The following is a 20,815-nucleotide window of genomic DNA, read 5'->3' as shown; positions in this document are numbered from 1 at the left end:
TCTATAATAATCATCTTTAGCTAAGTTGTACAGTGAATTTTATTTGAATAACAAATTTGTCCTTTTTTATGTAGAATAAGGGTCTGTCCAAAAGCCGTGCATAGCCGGCATTTTGGACAGTAGCGATGATGTTTCGCAAAATGTTGATTCATAATAGCTAAAAAAATAAGTTGTTGAGATTTTACATCACAACAACTTATTTTAAACTTCTAGCTACTCTCCTATAAAATTAGGTTGACGCTTTTCTACAAAAGCTGTAATGCCTTCTTGATGGTCTTTTGTTTGACGCATTTTTGCCTGGGCTATTGCTTCAGCTTGTAGAATGCGCTCAAGCTCGGGGAGTTTTTCTTTGTGTAAAATTTCTTTAGTTGCAAGCATGGAGGCAATTGGTGATGCTAACACTTTACCAACAATTTGATCAACCGTTGCCGCTGCAGCGCCGTCAGGAACAACATAATCAATTAATTGCTGGTCAAATGCCTCCTTTGCTTCCATTACTTTACCTTCCCAAATAAGCTGCTTCGCCTTTGCTACACCTATACGCTCCTTCATAAAGAAATGCCCTCCACCATCAGGTACAAGCCCAATGCTAATAAAATTCATTGCTAGCTTTGCGGAATCCTCTGCAACAATAACATCACTTGCTAGCGCTAGACTAAGGGCTAAGCCAGCTGCTGCACCATGAATTTGGGCAATCGTTAGCATTGGTAGTGTGTAATAGCCTTTTGCAAAGCGCGTAATATACGACATAATCGTTTCGAAATCAATCGCTTCATTTGCTCCAAGCATCATCTTTATATCGCCACCTGCTGAAAATGCACGTCCCTCCCCTTTAACAATTAAAACTTGGACTTCCGGCTGTTGATGTAGCTCCTCCATACAATCAGCTAATTCCTGCATCATTATAATATCCATCGCGTTCATTGCCTGTGGTCGATTCAATGTTAAAATTGCCTTGCGTTCTAATATTTCTAAATTAATTGTCGTATAGCCCATGAAAAATCCCCCTTAAATAATGAATAACCATTCACTTTTATAATTCTACTTTTCTTTTCAAATTCCTTTTTTATTCAACAAATTTTTGAACGAAAATAATTTATCAAAAATCAAACATTTAAAGTAGCGTAACTTAATTATCTTAATATTCCGCAATCTCAGCTATAGCAAGCATTCCAATAAAATGAGAGCGCTTCCAAAACACGAACATTTATAGTTATAAATTATCATTTCATTCGTCTTTCGGTGAATTAATTTCAGTTTATTATGAAATTCTTTTTATTTTTCCGGAAAAAGGCGTTGACAAAGATTTATTCTCGGCTTATGATGTTATCAAATTTAATTATGCAAAATATTTTGATGGAGACATGCTCGTCGTACTTATTCTTAAGAGAGCTGATGGTTGGTGCAAATCAGTGAAGAAGGCGAATGTAGTTCCACTCCTGAATAGATAAGTGGAAAATTATAGTAAACTTATCCGTATCATGCGCGTTACGCATCTTAAAGATTGCAATTATAATTTTCGGAATATTTTTGCAATGAATAAGGGTGGTACCGCGTAACTATGTTCATTATAGCCTTTCGCCCCTTACATTTTAATGTGAGGGACGGAAGGTTTTTTTATTTTGATTCACTCCCTTACGTGGGAGGAGAGTAAAACGCTTGTCCACTCCATAGTTTAGTGAGTACTCAAACATCAACTAAATCAAAATAAAGCCTCCGCTGAATGTCACAAATTATGAAGAAGAGTTTTTCAAGTAGGCTTGGAAAAAGTTTAGACGCAATTACGCCAAGACGTAATTGATTTTTAAAATAAAGGAGAGAATAAACCATGACAACAAAAACATTAGAAAAAGCAACAAAAATAATTACGGTGTTTATCGCTGACCCATTAAGTGAGGATGGTATTTATCCGTTAATCCAAGAAGGTGAATTAGAATTAAATATTATTGTGGATACAGGTTTATCACAGGAGCAATTAATTAACAAAATTACAGATATTGATGTGTTATTAGTTCGCTCTCAAACTACTGTTACACGTGAGGTAATTCAAGCGGCTAAAAATTTAAAGCTAATTGGTCGCGCTGGTGTTGGTGTCGATAATATTGATTTAACAGCGGCTACTGAGCACGGCATTATTGTTGTAAATGCGCCGGATGGTAATACAAATTCTGCGGCTGAGCATACTATTGCTATGATGACGGCTTTAGCACGTTACATTCCACAAGCATTTAATACATTAAAAAATGGTGTATGGGACCGCAAATCATATGTTGGAGTGGAGCTAAAAAATAAAACATTAGGTGTTATTGGTATGGGGCGCATTGGGGCTGAAGTAGCGTATCGCGCAAGAGGACAACGCATGAAAGTTATCGCCTATGATCCATTTTTGACAGAGGAACGCGCAAAGGAGCTAGGCATTACGAAAGGCACTGTCGATGAAGTATGTGCTGTGGCAGACTTTATTACAGTGCATACACCCCTCTTGCCGGAAACGCGTAATCTTATTAATAAAGAGCGTTTCGCCATAATGAAAGATGGGGTACGTATCATTAACTGTGCACGTGGTGGCATTATTAATGAGGATGATTTATACGATGCGATTGTTGCTAAAAAAGTAGCTGGTGCTGCACTCGATGTTTTCATAACAGAGCCTGCAACAGACCATAAGCTATTAACACTACCTGAAGTGATTGCTACACCGCATTTAGGTGCGTCTACTATAGAAGCACAGGAATCTGTTGCTGTCGATGTATCTAATGATATTATTAAGTTTTTCAAAACAGGCACTGTTACAAATCCTGTTAATATGCCATCAATTTCAAAAGAAAAGTTTGCACAAATCGAACCGTTTTTCGAACTTGTTGAAAAGCTCGGAAAATTCCTTATCCAAGTAACTGATGAATCTATAAAAGAATTAAACATTTCATATGCTGGCGACGTAGCAAACTTTGATGTACGCCCTTTAACAGCTAATGCTATTAAAGGACTGCTTTCAACAAATCATGGAACACATGTTAATAATGTCAATGCCCGCTATCTTGCAGAGCGTATAGGTATAAGCATTAATGAACATAAAACAACGACTGCAAAAGGCTTCACAAACTTAATTACAGTTGAAATTAAAACAGCCAATGAAACACATACTGTAGCGGGAACTTTGTTAAATGGCTTAGGCCCACGCATCGTCAAAGTAGAAGGCTTCGTTGTTGACGTTATTCCAACAGGCAATCTATTGTATATTAAAAATACAGATAAACCTGGAGCTATCGGTCGCGTAGCCACAAAATTGGCTGAAAAAGATATTAATATCGCAACAATGCAAGTGGGACGCGATATGGTCGGTGGCTCAGCAGTAATGATGCTAGCAATCGACAATATTGTAACAGCAGAAGACTTAGTCTATGTAGCACAGCTTGAAAACATTGATGAAGTGAAGGCTATTACGCTATAGTGCTTTTTATGACGGGCTACTGAGGTAAGTATCTCCATTTCTCAGTAGCCTTACCACTTTTTCAAACTTCCTCTTTTACTTTTTTGTTATTTGTAGCATATAATTGTATGTATACAATTTCCATGTAGAGAGCTGTTAATGCCTTTTGAAGCGTTAATTATTTAGGCGGGCATGATTTTTTAGACAGTCCCATTAGCTAAAGGAGGAGTTTTTCATGAAAAAATGGGTCTATAGTTTGCTTGCTTTATTATTCATTAGTGTAGCTTTTTTTGATACAGAAATAATGGCTGCACAAGACGAGATTGCGATTCGAACAGTGGTAGAAGAAACATACTTATTGTCAGATGACTACGTTACTCCACTCGCATCGCTAGCACCGAGGGCAATTGTAATTTTACATAATGTCCATGCAGGGTGGGCACATATTGAATATAAGGGACAGCAAGGCTATGTACCTTCTGTTACGTTAAAATCTGCTCAACCAACCTTAATGCTCGCATCGGCAAAAAATCCTCCGATTGTACGAGAAACAACAGAAGGGCAAACGAAGCATTTAGGCAATGTTCCTATAGATAGTATCGTGCAAGCCTATGCAACAAATGAAGAGAATTGGTATTTTGTCCAGTATGGTCATTTAACTGGCTATATCATCGCGACAGCACTTAAAGCACCTACTTCTCAAAAAATGCTCGTACAGAAGCAAGAGGGGCTTGTTGTACGCAATATCGCTAGTAAATCTGGAGCGAATCTCACTAGCATCCCTACAAATACAAAAGTGGACGTATATACAAACATTCAAGGCTGGGCATATGTTGTAACAGAGAAAAATATTCAAGGTTATGTACTGGCAAACGGTTTAAAAGAAATTCCTATTCCTAAACTAGGTAAGTACAGTCAAGGGACTGTCACAAAAACAAAGCGTATTGCCTTAACTTTCGATGACGGACCACACCCTACCGTTACAGCACAAGTATTAAAAACATTGGAAAAATATGATGCTAAAGCAACATTTTTTGTGACAGGACATCGCGTCAATAAAAGCCCGAAAGTATTAAAGGAAATATACGAGGCTGGGCATGAGATTGGCAACCATACATGGAGTCACCCTAAGTTGACGACCGTATCTTTTGAACAGGCAAAGGCACAAATTAATGAAACAAATAAAACGGTCGAGTCAATTATCGGGCAAGAGCCTACTTTATTCAGACCACCATATGGCGCATATAATAAAGAGATTTTAGGCTCACTATCCGTTCCCTTAATTATGTGGTCTGTTGACACGCTCGATTGGCAGCACCGCACTCCATCAAAAACATTAAAGGCTGTACAAACTGGTGCATATAATGGCAGCATTATTTTAATGCATGATATTCACCAAACGACGGCTGACGCTTTAGACAGCATACTGAGCTATTTAACGAAGCAAGGCTATGAGTTTGTTACGGTATCAGAGCTAATTACACCAATTAAATGAAGACTGCATCTCTAAGCAACGATTTTGCTTCCTCAGTAGTGGAGCTTCAATCTATCAAAGAATGCCTATCGTTTTCTAAATAAAAAATGGCTGTCAGAAAGTAAGGCTAATGCGCTACTTTCTGACAGCCATTCTATTTTTATCGATTCAACTCTGCAAAGGTCAAATAGTTCTGAGCTGAAGCTGTTTGTAGTAAGTCTAAATTATCCGCAATGACTATCCCTGATAAACAGGCAATTGCAAATACACCTGTAGCAATAAGAAATGATAAATTGCGATGAACTTTTTGCATTTCACTATTCGAGGTTTGCTTATCTTTGCTGCGTACTAAAGTGAAAAAACGCGCTCGTTGGCTTTCTTGTGCCAACACATAATGACATGCTAAACAAAGCTCTGCCACATGCCCTTCAATCGTTAATTGATTTATTTCTACTATGCCGGCTACACGTCCACAATTTTCACAACAATTCATTTTCATAAGCATTTTCCTCTCCATTCGCTATATTCTATTATATCTAAAAAATTAGAAAATTCAATATTTTGAATGGTAAATACTTAAAAAGTGGCTATAATAATCTGTTTAAACGACTATTATTTTAATAAAGTGAAACTTCAATCTGTGGAGGCTTTTCCCCACGGATTGTTAGTTGAACCAGTCGGGCTTTTACGGGCAGTTGACCTCTCCCTTATCCTTCAGCTACTTTTCACTTAAGTCTGGAAGTGGGCGGCTTACTGCCCGTTAATGCGGGATAAACAAAAAACGTCTGAAAATCGTGCATAGCACTGCTTTTCAGACGCCTCGACCTACAATTTTTTGATAAGCTCTAAAAGTTGCGTTAATGATTCTACTTCATATGTAGGCTTCACATCTGGATGCGGCTCTTTATTTTCCCGATTAATCCAAACATTTTTCATACCAATACGCGATGAACCTAATATATCTGTCATTAAATTATCCCCAACCATGATAGACTTTTCGACAGTTGCACTAGCTTTTTCTAGCACATATTCAAAAATCGATGCATCTGGCTTTCCTTTTCCGAAATCACCTGAAATAATAATATGGTCAAAATATGATACTAGCTCTGGTGTTATTTCAAGTTTTAAATTTTGTAAGCTTGGTGCACCATTTGTTAGCAAAATGAGCTGATATTTTCCCTTTAGCTCGTCCAACACTGCGAATGTATCCTCATATAAAAAAGGACTTTTTTTACGTTCCTCTACAAAGCGCTCCCCAAGCTCTGCGCCAAACGTAGCATCCGCTATCCCAAGCTTTGCCAAACCTCCAGTCCAAGCTTGCGCACGATATGCTGGTACAAGTTCCTTCATTTTTTGAAACATTTCTGTCGGGTCATCGAATGTTCCCCATAATCCCTCAAATGGATTAATGCCAATTAGCACTGTATAATCATATGTTTCATATGACTCGTAAAGTTCCCTCGCACTTTCACGCACCGCTTGCTCCAACTGCTTAGCATCAACCGAGTGACGCTCACTTGCATAAGCGCAAGTATGGTCAAATGCTGTTTGCACAGATTTTTTGTCCCATAATAATGTATCATCCAAATCAAAAATAATCGTCTGAATTGTCATAAGGCACTCCCTAACTTATGTATTATTCTATTATCCTACCATATTTGTAGTCATTATTTCGTGTCGATACATCAAACCTTTCAGAACATTCTTTCATCGAATACACAGGTCTTTTTGAATATATCAGCTCTGCATATTTTTAGGGAGGTATTCTACGTCCACAAAACCTTCTGATATATCATTCAAAGAAAAGTTCGCTTTTAAACATATACGAAACGTCCGAAAAGCATGCTAAAGCACTGCTTTTCGGACGCTCTCTTATTTGCGCTTTTTACGTAATGCTCGCATCATTTGTTCAATTTTTGTTTGTTGTGCGTTCGTTTCTTCAGCCTGTCGCTGTATCGTATAGACGCCATTATCATAGCTAATTGCTACGATATCCCCTTCAGATAACAGCTCGCTATATTCACTGCAATGAATAATTAGCTGTTCTGTCTCCTCTGGTCGCTTTAAAAAAATTGCGTACTCTCCTTCAAAACGATCCAATGTATAGTTATTCAAGTTCACTTACAATCTCTCCCTTTGCATTTATAAGCTGTGCTGCATCTCCACTATTCGCCCATATTTGCTTTGAAGTCCACTTTAGTGTGCCTTTGCTATCCTTTGCATCAGGCCCACTCGTAATTGATAATTTAGCGTTTTGTTGAAGCGTTATATTCGGAAAGTTAAAAACTTGGTTCCCTTCTACCGATACGAGCTTCCAGCCTTGTAAGGAAACAGGCTCATTTCCCGTATTTTGAATGACAACAACCTCATTTACTAAATCTTTACTAATTAATTCAACATTTGCTTTAGATGTACGAATAGAGCTTGTTGCACCAATGCCTGTCCACTCTTCTGCTGTTGTATTATAGCTCGCCCCATCCGTTGTAAAAACAATCGTCCCAGCCTCAGCAGTGCCGTATAGCTTACTTTGAACAGCAAGTGCATTATCAATTACTTCAGCATGTGGATGTCCATATTTATTGTCTTGTCCGTAGCTTAGCACAACAGCCTCTGGGCGCACTGCCTGCATAAACTCTAATGAGCTACTTGTGTTTGAGCCATGATGCCCCGCCTTTAACACAGTTGCTTTAATATTTTCCTTTACTAATTGCTTTTCGATATTGATGCCTGCGTCCCCTGTTAGTAAAAATGATACTTCTCCATATGTAATTTTTAAAACGATGGATGCATCATTATTGTCCGAAGCATCTTCATCGGCATAAATTGCTTCTACGCTTAATTCCTTATCAAAATCGATAACTTCCCCTTTTTCTGGCACGCTATAGGAAATGTTCTTATCGGATATTAATGTGAGCATTTCCTCTAGTGTTTGCGATGTATGTACTTTTCCTGAATCTAGAAAGTGTCCGATGGAAATGGAGTTTAAAACAGCAATTAGCCCCCCGATATGGTCTGCATCAGGATGTGTAGCTACAACATAATCTAATCTTTTTACACCTTGCTCTCGTAAATAGGCGACAACTGTTTTCCCAGCTCCTTTTATTCCTCCGTCTATCAGCATTGTTTTACCATTTGGCGATTGAATCAATATCGAATCGCCCTGTCCTACATCAATAAAATGCACCTTCATTTCATGACCAGAAATCGGCTGCTGTTCGGGTTGTTGAATGTCAAATGTACAACCAATAAGTAAAAAAACAACAGCCAGTAAACTAAAAATTAATTTTTTCATTTATACCTCTTCTTTTCTCCTATTTCGCATAAGTGATTTTAAAGTCATCACGCCCATTGCGTTTCACTGCATATAATTCTTCATCTGCTGTTTTTAAAAGCTCAGTGAAATTTCCAACCTTTGTAGCATTTATTATATAAGCACCTATACTTATGCTAATTTGCAAACGCTCGTCTTTCATTAAAATAGATTGTGTCTTAAAAAACGAATAGAGCGTCTTAATAATTTCTTCAAATTGCTGCACATTTTCGGTGCGCACACAAGCGATAAATTCATCACCACCATAACGTGCAAAAATAGCATCGTATTGTGCAAACAGCTGCGCTGCACTTGTTGCAACGAATTTTATAATTTCATCACCTATTAAATGACCATACCGATCATTTACTTGCTTAAAATAATCGATATCAAAAATAATACAGCCAACATAATGCTTATGGTAGGCAGCGTCTAAAAGATGCTTAGGAGCTTGATGCTCCATATAACCCCGATTGTAAATTTTCGTTAATGGGTCAATGAATGATGCCATTTTATATTTACGCTTCTTTTCATCTAATTGAAATTTCAATAATGCACGATTATAGGCCTCTTGCTCGTGCTTTTCTAGCAATTCAATATATTCCTCTTGGGCGCTAACAAGCTTCTCCGTTTTATTACTCTTTTTATAATAATCGATAAGGGCTCGTTGCACCACTTTTACCATATAAAGATCGCCTTGCCTAATAAAGATTTGCTTCGCTTTTTCAGCAGCTTCAATTGCTCGCTCCATACACCCTTTGGAAAATTCAAGTGCCATTTCCGCATTATACAATAATGCTTTATTGCGATCATCACGGTCCTGCCCATATACATTTTGGATTTCCAGCATTTCCTTATATAGCTCTTTGGCAGCTTCTACATCTCCAACATAAGCAAAGGCAATTATTGAATTTCCTATGATTGGCAATAAGTCAATTTTCTCATAATCAAAGTATGATAATTTCTCAAGTGCCTTCACAGCATACTCCTTTGCCTGCTCATAATCCTTTAAATCATAGTAAAGATTAGATAAATTTGAGTATGTGTGGCAAAGTTGCCGATGCTTCTCTTGCTCGCGGGCGAGCACCTCTGCCTTGAACATCGCTTCTTTCGCCATTTCTGTATGATTTAACACTGTGTATAAAATACCCGCTAGTCCGTAGTACAAGCTATAATGCTCGTTCGATGGATGGTTGCTACAAATTTGCTCTACTTGAAAGAGCGCAGCGAAAGCTTCTTCATAGTTGCCTGTATATACATAGGCAACGATCCTATTTTTCAATATATCGAGTATGTCATCAACTTCATTCAATTTGAATAATGTATTTGCAATTTCATCACTCGCTATAATTATTTCTTCATAGCGTTCTTCCACACGTAGGTGTCTAATTGTTCCCGCAAGCTCTTTTAGTGTACCTTTATTCATCAGTGCACCTCCCAGAATATCCCCCAAAAAGCAGGGGAGTTATATAATGCTATAGTCGCAGTTAATATAAATAATAAAACAGGAAATAACATATAATAAATATGCTACTCCCTGCTATTTTACCTAATTTTTACGTATAAATCATTTAAAATTTCAATTTTTTTCTTAATTGATTCTTCAAAAGTCATGATATACGCTGCCGGGTCTTTAGGATTGTGGAATTGTGTTATTTTCCCTGTTTCAGGATGTACAAATTTTGATGAAGCACCACAGCCGATTCCTAAAATTGTCTGCACTTCCTCCATAATTACGATATTGTAAATAGACTCCTCGCCCGGTTTACAATAACCGACATTTTCTAAATTACCTAAAATATTTTTTTGTCGATATAAATAATATGGGACATAACCATTTTCTTTTGTCCAGTCCGTTGCCATTTGCATCATCTGACTCACTGTATTACGGTCTGCTACACGGTACTTGTCTTTATTGCGTGTCATTTCTGATGCGCGCTTAAAGCTTAACGTATGGACTGTAAGAGATTCAGGCAACATCTTCGCTGATTCATTTAAAGAATGCTCGAATTCAGTAATACCTTCGTTCGGCAACCCGATAATTAAGTCCATATTAATATTATTCATCCCATGCTCGCGTGATAGCCAAAACTTATCAATCGTTTCTTGCACTGTATGATGACGGCCAATCGCTTTTAAAGTTTCTTGCGTATAGGACTGTGGATTGACAGAAATACGGTCGATTCCCCATTTTTTAAGCACTTCTAGTTTTTCCGGAGTAATTGTATCAGGACGCCCAGCCTCTACTGTAATTTCGCGAATCGTTTGTGGGTTTGGGAACGATTCAAACATCGTTTTATAAAGTGCGTCCATTTCATCCGCTTCAATTGAAGTAGGTGTTCCACCGCCCCAATAAATCGATGTTATACGCATATTCTTTTCCGTCAACCATTTACCCATTTCACGCAATTCAATATGCAAGCCGTCAATAAATTTATCTACGCGCCCTTGCTTGCGGTTGCTTTGAATGGCATATGCGGGAAATGTGCAATAAGCACACATCGTCGGACAAAATGGCACGCCAATATAAATTGAAATTTCCTGCCCTAGCTCATCTAAATTAGGAATAATTTGTAGCTGTCTCGCTACGATTTCCTTCATTAAAGATATTTTAGCATCCGATAGACGATAATCCTTTTTTAGCACCGCAAAAATTTCTTCCTCATGCATGCCCGCTTTACGATACTTATGATACAGCTTTGTTGGACGAACTCCTGTTAAAATACCCCATTGCTGCGTCATACCTGTGTATTGTTCAAGCACATCTAGCATTACATGTGATAACGCACGCTTTATACGAATATTTTGCTCCTTTTCCGTTCCTTCCGTTGTATAACGAATGGCATAATCACTTGTATAGTTCTTTCCATCAACTGTAAGCTGTGCTGCTGTATGAATTGTAAAATCAGCCTCGACGCGATGCTGAAAGACAATTTCCATGTCCGCGCCATCTTGTGTAAATTGTATAACAGAATCCTCATAAAAAAGATTAGCAATATGAGTTAATACTCGATTCCAATCTTCTTTAAATTGTTCATTTATTTTTATCGTTTTCATTGTTTTTTCTCTACCTCATTATAAATTGGTGTATAGGGGGCCTCTGAAAAGCGTGCAAAGCATTACTTTTCAGATACTCTATTTGTTTTATTTTAAAAGGCTTTAAACAGGGAATCTAACACTTTTTTCTATAAATAAAAATCATCTTGTCTTTTTTAAAAGTCTCATTCAACTGTTATAAGCATTAAGGCATGCTTTCTACGACGCACCGCCCAAATTAACATACAACTATTATTGTACCAAAAAACAAGGTTGCCTGAAAAGCGTGCGAACGCACTGCTTTTCAGGCAACCTCGTTTATTTTTATAGCCCATCATAAAGCGTTTGAACTGGTTTTGTTAAAATACGGTTCACTTCTTCGATTACACGACTTAAACCCATTTCGGCTTCAAGCATTGCAAGAATTTTTATATTTTGCTGAGCAAGCTGTGCTGCCTTTTGCGCATAAGCAAGCTCATCCTCTAGTAGCTCTTCCCCAGACATTTGCTTTTGTTGTAGCTTCATTTGAATATCGCGGAAATTTGTAAATAAGTTTTTCGCTTCATCATCGTTACGCACAGCTTCAACAGTTTCTTGCAATAACTTAAATTCATCTGTTTTGCGAAATGTCGCTTCTAATCTGTTAATATCCTCATAAATGTTAATCATCGTATTCCTACTTTCCTTTTAATTTGTCATAAAGACAATAATCGCTTGCACAATACCAACGATACCACCAATAATGCCACCTAGCCATGTAATCATACGCAGTTCGCGGCTAATTATGCCTAACACAAGCTCTTCAAGCTTAGCAATCGGGAATGAGTCCACTTGTTGACGCACAACTTCCGCTAAGTTTAGACGTTTTAATACATCTTCAATTTTACCTTCTGCTGCTTGGAATGCTTTATCCATCACTTTTGGTAACAGCTCGTCATTTGTCCAGTTTTGCCCCTGTGGCCAATAATCATTAATTGTTTTGTCTAGACGCGTTTCAATGGCAAGCTGCTCTTTCGCATATGCTTGAATGCTCTGTTCAATCGTATCAAAGTTTATATCTTTCATAAAGTCCATTGCAGGACGTTGTTTAATTTTTTCCCATTCTGCTGAAAAAATGCGATATAAAAGAGCGCTTGTACCTGGCGCTTGTAAAAAGCGGATTAGTTCGCGCTGTACCTTTTCAACGAGCGACATTGAATCACCCATAAACATTGAAATCATGCCACCAAAGGAACCTTTTGAATTTAAAAAGTCATCTAATAAATTTTTAATCGTTTTTGCGCCCTCAGGCGATTGGAAGTAAGCCACTCCCTTATCCAAAATTTGCTCGACAGCATCGCCAATTTTTTTATCTAGTACAGGCTCTAAATCCTCAGGCATTAACTGCTGAATTGTTTTTGTTGCCAGCACATTTTTTACGGATATAAATTGATTGGCAATGATTGCATCAACTTTTTGCTCTAATAGAGCCGGAGTATGCTGCAAATTCGCAAGCTTTAACCAGTCATTAATCGTTCTGTCCTGTGTGAATACCTCTGCTGCTACTTTTTGACGAGCAAACTCAAGTACATTATCCCGCACATCTTGCGATAAAAATTTCTTTTTAATCGTATCTGGTGTTAATAAATAATCAGCTACCGTTTTCCCTAACTGAATTGCTAGCACATCACGTCTTTTCGGAATAAGTCCCGGCGTTAACGGCAGGCGCCAGCGCATAAAATAAATCGGCTTATACGGACGAAACAGCATTTTAATCGCCATATAATTTGTCGCCGCTCCAACAATTGCTCCAACACCCGCAAGTAAAATTAATAGTCCAAATAAACTATCCATTGTATCCTCTCGTTTCTATATCAATTACGCTCATATTGTATAACAGAAATGCCATATTACAAAACAATCGCTATTGCATAAGCTTTCACTTATTTAGTACGATAAATAGGAAGGAGTGGTTTCATGATTCAACATTTTAATTTTAAGCCATTATTTGAAAACAAGCAGCTACCCGGCTGGTTGATTAGTTTTTTTTATAAACAGCAGCGCTATCAAGCAGAGTATCATAAAGATGGTAGCATTCGCTTTATCGGCGCAAAACCAGCCGAGGAGGATTTGGCGATTGTTGAGAAGATGATACATGAGCTGATGTTATTTCATGTGTACGACTAAAGGTGCCTGGCACGCAAACAATTCTGACAATTCACTACAATTTAGGGTACTAACAAAATTTGTTAGTGCCTTATTTTCATTGCTATCCTCCTTCTCATAACAGTAACGATTGTGCATATACTAGACTAGCATCGTGCTAGTAGGGGGGACGCTTTGGAAATTATTCAAGGAATTTTATCTATATATATGCAATTTTTCGACTGGAATATGTGGAAGGACGTTTTAACGGACCCTGTATCATGGGGATTAATATCTACACTCATTATTATTGAAGGTTTACTCTCAGCAGATAATGCGCTTGTCTTGGCGGTGTTAGTGAAGCATTTGCCGAACAAGCAACGGAAGCGAGCATTGATGTATGGGATGATGGGTGCTTATTTTTTTCGATTTTTATTTATAGGCATTGGCGTTTATTTAGTGGAATTTTGGTTTATCAAATTGCTAGGTGCCTTGTATTTGGGGTGGCTGTGTGTTGCTCATTTCGCTCAAATAGGGCAAGAAGACAGTGTCAAAGAGGTTAAAAAATCAGGGTTATTAGTTCGCATTTTCGGAAGCTTTTGGGCGACTGTCATTATGATAGAGTTAATGGATATCGCTTTTTCACTTGATGCCATATTTGCTGCGTTTGCAATATCCAGTGAAGTTTGGATATTAATGATTGGAGGAATGTTAGGCATTTTAATGATGAGAACAATTGCGGGTTTATTTTTAACCGTCATTGAAAAAATACCTGAATTAGAAGAAGCAGCCTTTCTCATTATTGGCATCGTTGCACTAAAAATGCTCGTTAGTATAATTGGCATACATGTTCCACACCATATGTTTTTCCTTGTTTTAATCATTGTCTTTATCATTACCTTCGTAATTCATTTTAAAAAGAAGCTTAGGGTGGCTTAATCTTTCATTTTTATCTTTCCTGAAATTAATCCATGTTTAGCACTGTGTCGAACCAAATAGGATTTTATTCATATAATATGGAGGAAAAATGGATTAGCAGTTTCGAGGAGGATTCGATGCAGTGGATTACTATCATTCTTGTAGGTATAGCAGTAAATTTAGATAACTTGGGGATAAGCCTAGCATATGGAATGAAACGAATAAAAATCCCCCTAGTATCAAACGCTACAATTGCGATATTGTCCATGATTATAACATATGTAGCAGTCACAGTCGGTGTAGCATTGATTGACTATATTTCAGTATATCTTGCCAATTTGTTAGGTAGCCTTTTACTATGTGTTATTGGCGTATGGACATTGTTATCACATCGATTGATTAAAACAAATCGTGTGAAATCATTTGATAAAGATAAAAATTCCATCCTTTCTTTAAAAGAAGCGATTCCCTTAGGGTTTGTGCTCTCTGCCAATTGCTTAGCTACAGGTATCGCAATTGGTGCAAATGACATTTCGACAATATGGATGGTCATTTCCATTGGTGTTTTTTCCTTTATTACAGTAGCTATTGGTAGCCATTTTGGTATTTTATTAACCAAAACATTTATCGGACAGTACTCTACAGCTATTTCAGGCTGGTTACTTATCGCGATTGGTATTTTTGAAATCTTTGCTTAATTGAGTGTGTGCCTGAGTGTGTGCCTGAGTGTGTGCCTGGCACACAAACAATTCTGACAATTCACTACAATTTTAAAAGCGTCCTACAAGCAGTGCCATTACTGGCTTGTAGGATGCGCACCGTAATATTTCTTCGAAATTTCTACTAGCATTACTCCATCGCATCTGCCTTTTTAAAATAGGATTCTACAATCGATATCGGATTTGTATTTGTGTAATCGCCACGCTCTCTTGACGTTAAAGGTGTATAATATTTAAACGAATTTTCCTGCTCATAAAACTCTACTACATACTGAGCATTTTCTTCTTTCTCCTTTTCTTGCGGCATGATTCGTGTACCTTCCATCTTACTAATAAACTCCTCCAACAGCTGCGGATTATCTATAATACGTTTTTCTTTCGTCGGCACATCCATAATAATTATTTTATCTACATTTTCAATCCCAGACTCTAATAAGGCATCTTCTAGTCTCGCTAATTGGTTGGCACAGCCTGTTAACAGTAAGATAAATAACAATATAAAGTGAATTTGTTTTTTCATTTTATCGCCTCCTGTTAATTCCTTATTTCAACATGAGTTTACAGAACATTCAATCGTTTTAATATTTATCAATATCGAATATTTTATTGAAATATAAAATAGTTTATACGATTAATAAATCCTAAATTGACAATATAAGTGTTTTATATTACAATAATACCCATATTTATCTCTATCAGGTAATTCAATACTATAGAAAGGAGCTATAAAAGTCAAATTATACCCTTCATAAAATATAATTTTATGAATTTCTACTTTTATATTTTAATATATGCTTGATAGAGGATAATTATTAACAAGTTATTTTTAAATGGAGGAGTTATTAATGAAAAGAATATTTACATTTCTAACAGTATTAATTTTATTATTAAGTTTATCTCCTAGTAAATCATTAGCTTATAGTTGGGCTACTTATCTCCCTAGCTCTGGACCAGCTTCCTATGTTGCTAGAACATATTCAGTAACGGGGCTATTAGCTGAAAATTGTAACGGCGTTTATGATGCACGTTTACATTTTAGCGCTGGAGCATCCAGTACTAGCTCGTTTAATTTAAATAGCCACACAGTACTTGTTACATCTATTTCCAAAGGTGCTGTACGGGGTGGCATGTCTACATCTTATAATACGGAAAGTTCTGCTACAGTAGTTTATGATAGCTCGCTTTTTGGACGACGACTTGATCAAGGTATTACCCACAATGTTAGTTGGAATCGAAATATACCACTAGGTTCACTAAATCGTTCTGCAGCAGTCGGTGTATCAACGATTTCTGGTCTTGATTCGTCAACATATGCTTGTGGAACAGAAGTATGGCAAACATGGGTTGTCGGAGGCTATCAAGGCTACCAAGTAGAAAATAATTACCAGGCTTCACCTCAATATACTGAGATGGCAGAAAATTTAATTGTTAACTCTTTAAATTTAGAATCTAGTCTACAAGAGGACTTCAAAAAATCTAATTCTAGTATTAAATTAGATAATGTATTAGTAGATCAATATTTACAAACTGAGTCTAATGATGTGTTGTCTATCATCCAACAAAAAACACCTGTTATCTTTAATAGTTTAGATGAGCATCAATTCATAAAAAAACAATATAATGATAAAATATATGAAATAGCTTATCATCAAAATTCTGCAAATGAAGATTTAATTACAATAAAATATCAACAAGATGATATGTATATTGCTATTGTTTCTAGTTTAACTGAAGATGGAGTTTTTTCTTATCTTGTTAATAAATAGTTTATTATACATGAGCATCTAGTATATTTCCCCCCCTAAAAACGGTAGTGAACTGCTCCCCAATTGTTAGACACGTCTAACAATTGGAGGTGCAGTTTTTATATGGCTAAATATACATCAGAAGAAAAATTACAAGCAGTCCTACGCTACTTAGAAGGCAAAGAAAGTTCACATGAAATTGCTAAATCAATGGGAACAGATCACAAAGCAATTCTTAATTGGGCAAAACAATATGAGTATAACGGCGTAGAAACATTTATAAAACGATATACAAATCATTCGGCACAGTTTAAACTAGACGTACTAAACTATATGATTGAAAACGGTACGTCCTTACTTGAAACGGCAGCTATCTTTCATATAGCTACTCCTTCTACACTTCGTGTTTGGAAAAAACAATTTGAAACAAAAGGATTCGATGCCCTTCAATCAAAGAGAAAGGGGCGTCCATCCATGAAAAAAGAAACAAATAAACAGCCAAAACAAGCACCAGTAGAAGGCTCACCAGAAGCACTTCAAGCAGAAATCAATCGTCTACGTATGGAAAACGAGTATTTAAAAAAGTTGAACGCCTTAGTTCAAGCCAAGAAAAAATCACCAAAGAGGGCAAAGTAAAAGTCATCTATGAATTAAGGCATAAATACTCGGTGAAGGCGCTTATAGCGTTCGCAGAAATTCCACGTAGCACGTACTATGATTTAGTAAAGAAGATGAATCGTCCCGATCCAGATGCCGAGTTAAAGGCCAAAATTCAAGAAATCTATAAGGAACATGAAGGCCGTTATGGCTATCGTCGCATTCGTGATGAGCTAGCGTATCGTGGGCAAAAAGTGAATCATAAGAAAGTGCAACGCCTGATGAAAGCGCTAAGCTTAAAGTGCATCGTTCGTATGAAAAAATATAAGTCATATAAAGGGACAGTTGGTAAAATTGCGCCTAACATTTTAGATCGCGATTTTACAGCAAAAGCGCCTAATGAGAAATGGGTAACAGATATTACAGAGTTTAAGTTATTTGGTGAAAAGCTTTATTTATCGCCTGTTTTAGACTTATTTAATGGCGAAATTATTACGTATACAATTGGCTCTAGACCTACATATTCATTAGTTTCAGAGATGGTAGAAAAGGCTTTAGAGGGATTGTGCAGAGTATGTCGCGTAAAGGAAACTGTTACGACAATTCTGTCATGGAGAATTTCTTTGGCATCATGAAGTCGAAATTTCTCTATTTAAAGGAATTTGAAAGTGTCGAGCATTTTAAAAAGGAACTTGAAAACTATATAAACTATTACAACACGAAACGTATGAAGGCAAAATTAAAAATGAGTCCGGTGCAGTACCGAACTCATTTTACCCAAATTGCCTAAACGAAATAACCGTGTCTAACTTTAAGGGGTCACTTCAGTTTTCACCCATTTGTTCTGTTGATAGTGCCAACCTTGATTGGAATGAATCGTTGTTCGATATTCTGCACGTTCTTGAATAATTGGAAGGGCTTGTTTCAAAGAATCTAGCACAAAATCTAGTGTCAGTCGTTTAGACATACTAAATCCAATAATCTCACCGTTGTATAAACCCATAATTGGGCTCAAATACAATTTTTCATCATTTGTACATTTGAATTCTATTACGTCGGTTACCACTTTTTGAAGGGCATAAGGTGTATTGAAACGGCCATTTAAACGATTTTTCGCCACTTTTCCAACTGTGCCTTTATACGATTTATAGCGTGATTTGCGGACGAATTTCTCACATTTCAAATCCAATTCCTGCATGATACGCTGTACTTTTTTATGATTAATTGTGTAGCCTTGCGCTATCAATTCTACATGAATACGACGGTAGCCATATCGACCTTCATGTTTTTTAAACGTCTCTAAAATTAACGTTTTCCAATCTTTATCTGGATCTTTCTGGTGCATTTGCTATACGTAGCCTCTTGAATGTCCACACGTACTAAGACATCTTTTAATCGGAATCCTTCTTCTTTGAGTTCAAAGGCAATCGCTGCTTGTGCTTTTCGAGGAAGGCATCCAAATTCTCTCGAAACGCCTTCAACTTTTTTAGGTACGCAACCTCTAGACGAAGTAGTTCATTTTCGCGCTCTAACTGCTCCTCACGTGATATTTCTTTTTCTTGCCTAGTTGAGAGATTGATTTTGATTTTTTAGACATAGACGGGCGCCCCTTCACTTTTTCTTGCAGGCCCCCTATTCCTTCTTTTAGAAATGTACTGTTCCATTTGGCGATGACAGAAGGATTATTCATCTTACACCGAATCGCTGTATCTAGATAAGAAGCACCTGTTTGTTTCATAAAGTGTAATAAATCTAATTTGAGTTGAATAGAATAAAACTGCTTCTTTTTCTTCACTGTCAAGCCATTTCGACCAAATGCTTTATAAACACGTACCCAGCGTATGACGACTGTTTTATCAAAGATAAAATATTTCCTTGTAATTAAAGTAAAACCTAATGTCCCGTTAAATAATCTTGGACAACTTTCAACTTAAATTCTTCGTTATATTTGACCATAAAAAAATCACCCCAAAAGTTAGTTTTTACTCTAAGTTTTGGGATGCAGCACTTTAGGAGGTTCTTTATTTTATTGCGGTTTCTTCCCTCAACACGTACCTTCGTCCAAATGTAATATAGAAAAATGTAGAGGCGATTAAATAAAGACCTCCTGTAATCGTGAAGGCATAGGCATAGCCCCAGTAAGAGCCATATGTCGTAACAAGCCATGCAGCTGGCAAGCCCATAACCGCCCAGCCTAAATTAAAGACCATTTGATTAACCGAGTTGGCTAAACCTTTATATTTATCATGAACAACTTCCATAGCAATCGCACTTTGAATCGGATTACCTGCATTCATTAACGCCTGACGCATTAAAAAGCCGATAGATGCTAGAAGCAAGGAGTTGGTAAAAGCCGTTAAAAATAAAAACGGAATGGACATGAGCTGGAATAAAACAAGCGCCCTCACTTTTCCAACACGCTTTACTAGCATTGGACCGATTAACATTGCAACAGTTGTCATCGCAGAGCCCAGCGCTAAAATAAATCCAATATAAGAGTTAGAAGCATCAAAGCGATTTGCAAAATATAAATTTAAGTATGGAATGACTAAGCCTGCCCCAAAGCCAACTAGTAAATTTGCTGTACCGAAAAATAAAATCATTTTTAAATTAAATGACCAGCCTGCTTCCTTGCTCATTTCAGATGCCGCCTCTTGTGACTCTTCTTTTGCTTTCTGTGCATTTGTTGCCATAGGCTTTAGCTTGAATAACGGGAATAAACCACAGAAGAAAATAACACAGCCAGTCAGTAGTGAAACTTGAATGCTCTCGACCTCTCCCATTTTTGCCAGCCATTGTAAGCTATCTGCAATAATACCGCCTAATAAATTACCGACAACATTGGATACCGTTACAAGTGCGAAATGAATACTGAACAATTGCATTCGCTCACGCGGGCTCGAATTTTCAGCTAGAAATGGAACACCAGAAACTTGTGCTAGCGCCCAAACAATCCCCATACCGAAAGCAAGCATTAGCATTGGCTGCTCAGCAATCACAACACTGCGTCCTACAAGCAAAATAGCCGTTAAAGTTGAGCCAATAATCAAGAGCCATTTGCGCCCAATTTTATCACTCAATAGTCCAGCAGGTATAAGCATTAGCGCCGTCGCCAGTGAAGTCATAGAAATGACACTACCATTCACTGACTCTGGCAAGCCGAGCTCTCGGATATATAAATTGTACATAACACTAAATACGCCCATCCCTATTTGAATAAGCACATTTGATAAAATAAATAAGCGTATATTTCGATTAAAAGATTTTAAGCTTCTGCCCCACTCATGAAGCCATTTTTTCACTTGTCGCACCTCGTTTTTTAGACAATTAATTCGATAATCTAAATATACGTTCTTCGTAGTAAATAAGCAATATACTTAACAACAAAAATCAAAACAACACCATTGCTCGAAAGACCCATCTTGTCTTCAAGACTACAAAACTCGGTTTATTTTAATTATG

The 20,815-nt window shown here is 37.1% G+C and carries 19 protein-coding genes, 1 pseudogene and 1 other annotated feature; of the genes and pseudogenes, 7 read left to right on the top strand and 13 right to left on the bottom strand.

What is annotated here, in order from left to right; genetic code table 11:
- Window positions 1-213: 213 nt before the first annotated feature.
- Window positions 214-996 carry an enoyl-CoA hydratase gene (locus MHB51_RS15945; RefSeq protein ID WP_342558557.1) on the bottom strand — a complete coding sequence of 261 codons (783 nt, stop codon included), beginning with the start codon at window positions 994-996 and terminating at the stop codon, window positions 214-216.
- 348 nt (window positions 997-1,344) lie between these two features.
- Window positions 1,345-1,589 (top strand) — a binding site (T-box leader).
- 239 nt (window positions 1,590-1,828) lie between these two features.
- Between MHB51_RS15945 and serA the strand changes: the two genes are divergently transcribed.
- Together serA and MHB51_RS15935 are read left to right on the top strand one after the other, a co-directional pair.
- Window positions 1,829-3,451, top strand: coding sequence for a phosphoglycerate dehydrogenase (gene serA / locus MHB51_RS15940; protein WP_066167273.1), 1,623 nt, complete (start codon window positions 1,829-1,831; stop codon window positions 3,449-3,451).
- Window positions 3,452-3,665: 214 nt separating this feature from the next.
- Window positions 3,666-4,925, top strand: coding sequence for a polysaccharide deacetylase family protein (locus tag MHB51_RS15935; RefSeq protein WP_342558556.1), 1,260 nt, complete (start codon window positions 3,666-3,668; stop codon window positions 4,923-4,925).
- Window positions 4,926-5,064: 139 nt separating this feature from the next.
- Here MHB51_RS15935 and MHB51_RS15930 read toward each other — a convergent pair whose 3' ends face one another.
- The 8 genes from MHB51_RS15930 to MHB51_RS15895 form a co-directional block, all read right to left on the bottom strand.
- Window positions 5,065-5,403 (bottom strand): DNA polymerase III subunit delta, encoded by a 339-nt coding sequence (locus tag MHB51_RS15930; protein WP_342558555.1) that lies wholly within the window; start codon window positions 5,401-5,403, stop codon window positions 5,065-5,067.
- Window positions 5,404-5,729: 326 nt separating this feature from the next.
- Window positions 5,730-6,518: an HAD family hydrolase gene (locus MHB51_RS15925; RefSeq protein ID WP_107943306.1), complete on the bottom strand. Its 789-nt coding sequence runs from the start codon at window positions 6,516-6,518 to the stop codon at window positions 5,730-5,732.
- Between the two features lie 258 nt (window positions 6,519-6,776).
- Window positions 6,777-7,025 (bottom strand): DUF3006 domain-containing protein, encoded by a 249-nt coding sequence (locus tag MHB51_RS15920; RefSeq protein WP_342558554.1) that lies wholly within the window; start codon window positions 7,023-7,025, stop codon window positions 6,777-6,779.
- Complete coding sequence (locus tag MHB51_RS15915; RefSeq protein ID WP_342558553.1) at window positions 7,012-8,196, bottom strand: MBL fold metallo-hydrolase; 1,185 nt, start codon at window positions 8,194-8,196, stop codon at window positions 7,012-7,014. Before MHB51_RS15915 ends, MHB51_RS15920 begins: the two co-directional genes overlap by 14 nt.
- A gap of 19 nt (window positions 8,197-8,215) precedes the next feature.
- Window positions 8,216-9,640 (bottom strand): GGDEF domain-containing protein, encoded by a 1,425-nt coding sequence (locus MHB51_RS15910; RefSeq protein ID WP_342471920.1) that lies wholly within the window; start codon window positions 9,638-9,640, stop codon window positions 8,216-8,218.
- A gap of 119 nt (window positions 9,641-9,759) precedes the next feature.
- Window positions 9,760-11,271, bottom strand: a complete 1,512-nt coding sequence (locus MHB51_RS15905) for a coproporphyrinogen III oxidase (protein ID WP_342558552.1) — start codon at window positions 11,269-11,271, stop codon at window positions 9,760-9,762.
- Window positions 11,272-11,574: 303 nt separating this feature from the next.
- Complete coding sequence (locus tag MHB51_RS15900) at window positions 11,575-11,919, bottom strand: YlbF family regulator (RefSeq protein ID WP_066167297.1); 345 nt, start codon at window positions 11,917-11,919, stop codon at window positions 11,575-11,577.
- Window positions 11,920-11,937: 18 nt separating this feature from the next.
- Window positions 11,938-13,083 (bottom strand): DUF445 family protein, encoded by a 1,146-nt coding sequence (locus MHB51_RS15895; RefSeq protein ID WP_066167299.1) that lies wholly within the window; start codon window positions 13,081-13,083, stop codon window positions 11,938-11,940.
- Between the two features lie 123 nt (window positions 13,084-13,206).
- Here MHB51_RS15895 and MHB51_RS15890 point away from each other — a divergent pair, with 123 nt between their 5' ends.
- From MHB51_RS15890 to MHB51_RS15880, 3 genes are all read left to right on the top strand, one after another.
- Window positions 13,207-13,416 carry a YheE family protein gene (locus MHB51_RS15890; protein WP_066167301.1) on the top strand — a complete coding sequence of 70 codons (210 nt, stop codon included), beginning with the start codon at window positions 13,207-13,209 and terminating at the stop codon, window positions 13,414-13,416.
- A 153-nt stretch (window positions 13,417-13,569) separates the two neighbouring features.
- Window positions 13,570-14,313: a DUF475 domain-containing protein gene (locus tag MHB51_RS15885; protein WP_066167304.1), complete on the top strand. Its 744-nt coding sequence runs from the start codon at window positions 13,570-13,572 to the stop codon at window positions 14,311-14,313.
- Window positions 14,314-14,429: 116 nt separating this feature from the next.
- Entirely contained in the window at window positions 14,430-14,990 is a 561-nt protein-coding gene (locus MHB51_RS15880; RefSeq protein ID WP_066167307.1) for a manganese efflux pump, read from the top strand.
- 151 nt (window positions 14,991-15,141) lie between these two features.
- Here the strand turns inward: MHB51_RS15880 and MHB51_RS15875 are convergent, their stop codons facing one another.
- Window positions 15,142-15,531, bottom strand: a complete 390-nt coding sequence (locus MHB51_RS15875; RefSeq protein WP_342558551.1) for a hypothetical protein — start codon at window positions 15,529-15,531, stop codon at window positions 15,142-15,144.
- A 325-nt stretch (window positions 15,532-15,856) separates the two neighbouring features.
- On the opposite strand from MHB51_RS15875, the gene MHB51_RS15870 reads away from it, so the two are divergent.
- Both MHB51_RS15870 and MHB51_RS15865 read left to right on the top strand, forming a co-directional pair.
- On the top strand, window positions 15,857-16,777 hold the full coding sequence (locus tag MHB51_RS15870) for a hypothetical protein (RefSeq protein WP_342558550.1): 921 nt from the start codon (window positions 15,857-15,859) through the stop codon (window positions 16,775-16,777).
- 102 nt (window positions 16,778-16,879) lie between these two features.
- Window positions 16,880-18,143, top strand: a pseudogene (locus MHB51_RS15865) (IS3 family transposase).
- A 21-nt stretch (window positions 18,144-18,164) separates the two neighbouring features.
- On the opposite strand, the gene MHB51_RS15860 reads toward MHB51_RS15865, so the two are convergent.
- The 3 genes from MHB51_RS15860 to MHB51_RS15850 all read right to left on the bottom strand — a co-directional run bounded on the left by MHB51_RS15860 (window position 18,165) and on the right by MHB51_RS15850 (window position 20,655).
- Complete coding sequence (locus tag MHB51_RS15860) at window positions 18,165-18,698, bottom strand: IS3 family transposase (RefSeq protein ID WP_342558549.1); 534 nt, start codon at window positions 18,696-18,698, stop codon at window positions 18,165-18,167.
- Between the two features lie 183 nt (window positions 18,699-18,881).
- Window positions 18,882-19,154, bottom strand: a complete 273-nt coding sequence (locus tag MHB51_RS15855; protein ID WP_342558548.1) for a transposase — start codon at window positions 19,152-19,154, stop codon at window positions 18,882-18,884.
- 220 nt (window positions 19,155-19,374) lie between these two features.
- Window positions 19,375-20,655 (bottom strand): MFS transporter, encoded by a 1,281-nt coding sequence (locus MHB51_RS15850; RefSeq protein ID WP_107943817.1) that lies wholly within the window; start codon window positions 20,653-20,655, stop codon window positions 19,375-19,377.
- Between the last annotated feature and the right edge of the window lie 160 nt (window positions 20,656-20,815).

Origin of the sequence: Metasolibacillus sp. FSL K6-0083 (assembly GCF_038630865.1) — a bacterium.
GTDB lineage: Bacteria > Bacillota > Bacilli > Bacillales_A > Planococcaceae > Metasolibacillus > Metasolibacillus fluoroglycofenilyticus.
This window is presented reverse-complemented; position numbering and strand designations above follow the sequence as displayed.

Bases quoted from the DNA above. Each gene is read 5' to 3' on its own strand.
- MHB51_RS15915 (WP_342558553.1), bottom strand. From the start codon at position 8,196: ATGAAAAAATTAATTTTTAGTTTACTGGCTGTTGTTTTTTTACTTATT.
- MHB51_RS15910 (WP_342471920.1), bottom strand. From the start codon at position 9,640: ATGAATAAAGGTACACTAAAAGAGCTTGCGGGAACAATTAGACACCTA.
- MHB51_RS15925 (WP_107943306.1), bottom strand. From the start codon at position 6,518: ATGACAATTCAGACGATTATTTTTGATTTGGATGATACATTATTATGG.
- MHB51_RS15890 (WP_066167301.1), top strand. From the start codon at position 13,207: ATGATTCAACATTTTAATTTTAAGCCATTATTTGAAAACAAGCAGCTA.
- MHB51_RS15880 (WP_066167307.1), top strand. From the start codon at position 14,430: ATGCAGTGGATTACTATCATTCTTGTAGGTATAGCAGTAAATTTAGAT.
- serA (WP_066167273.1), top strand. From the start codon at position 1,829: ATGACAACAAAAACATTAGAAAAAGCAACAAAAATAATTACGGTGTTT.
- MHB51_RS15930 (WP_342558555.1), bottom strand. From the start codon at position 5,403: ATGAAAATGAATTGTTGTGAAAATTGTGGACGTGTAGCCGGCATAGTA.
- MHB51_RS15905 (WP_342558552.1), bottom strand. From the start codon at position 11,271: ATGAAAACGATAAAAATAAATGAACAATTTAAAGAAGATTGGAATCGA.
- MHB51_RS15870 (WP_342558550.1), top strand. From the start codon at position 15,857: ATGAAAAGAATATTTACATTTCTAACAGTATTAATTTTATTATTAAGT.
- MHB51_RS15945 (WP_342558557.1), bottom strand. From the start codon at position 996: ATGGGCTATACGACAATTAATTTAGAAATATTAGAACGCAAGGCAATT.
- MHB51_RS15860 (WP_342558549.1), bottom strand. From the start codon at position 18,698: ATGCACCAGAAAGATCCAGATAAAGATTGGAAAACGTTAATTTTAGAG.
- MHB51_RS15875 (WP_342558551.1), bottom strand. From the start codon at position 15,531: ATGAAAAAACAAATTCACTTTATATTGTTATTTATCTTACTGTTAACA.
- MHB51_RS15935 (WP_342558556.1), top strand. From the start codon at position 3,666: ATGAAAAAATGGGTCTATAGTTTGCTTGCTTTATTATTCATTAGTGTA.
- MHB51_RS15900 (WP_066167297.1), bottom strand. From the start codon at position 11,919: ATGATTAACATTTATGAGGATATTAACAGATTAGAAGCGACATTTCGC.
- MHB51_RS15895 (WP_066167299.1), bottom strand. From the start codon at position 13,083: ATGGATAGTTTATTTGGACTATTAATTTTACTTGCGGGTGTTGGAGCA.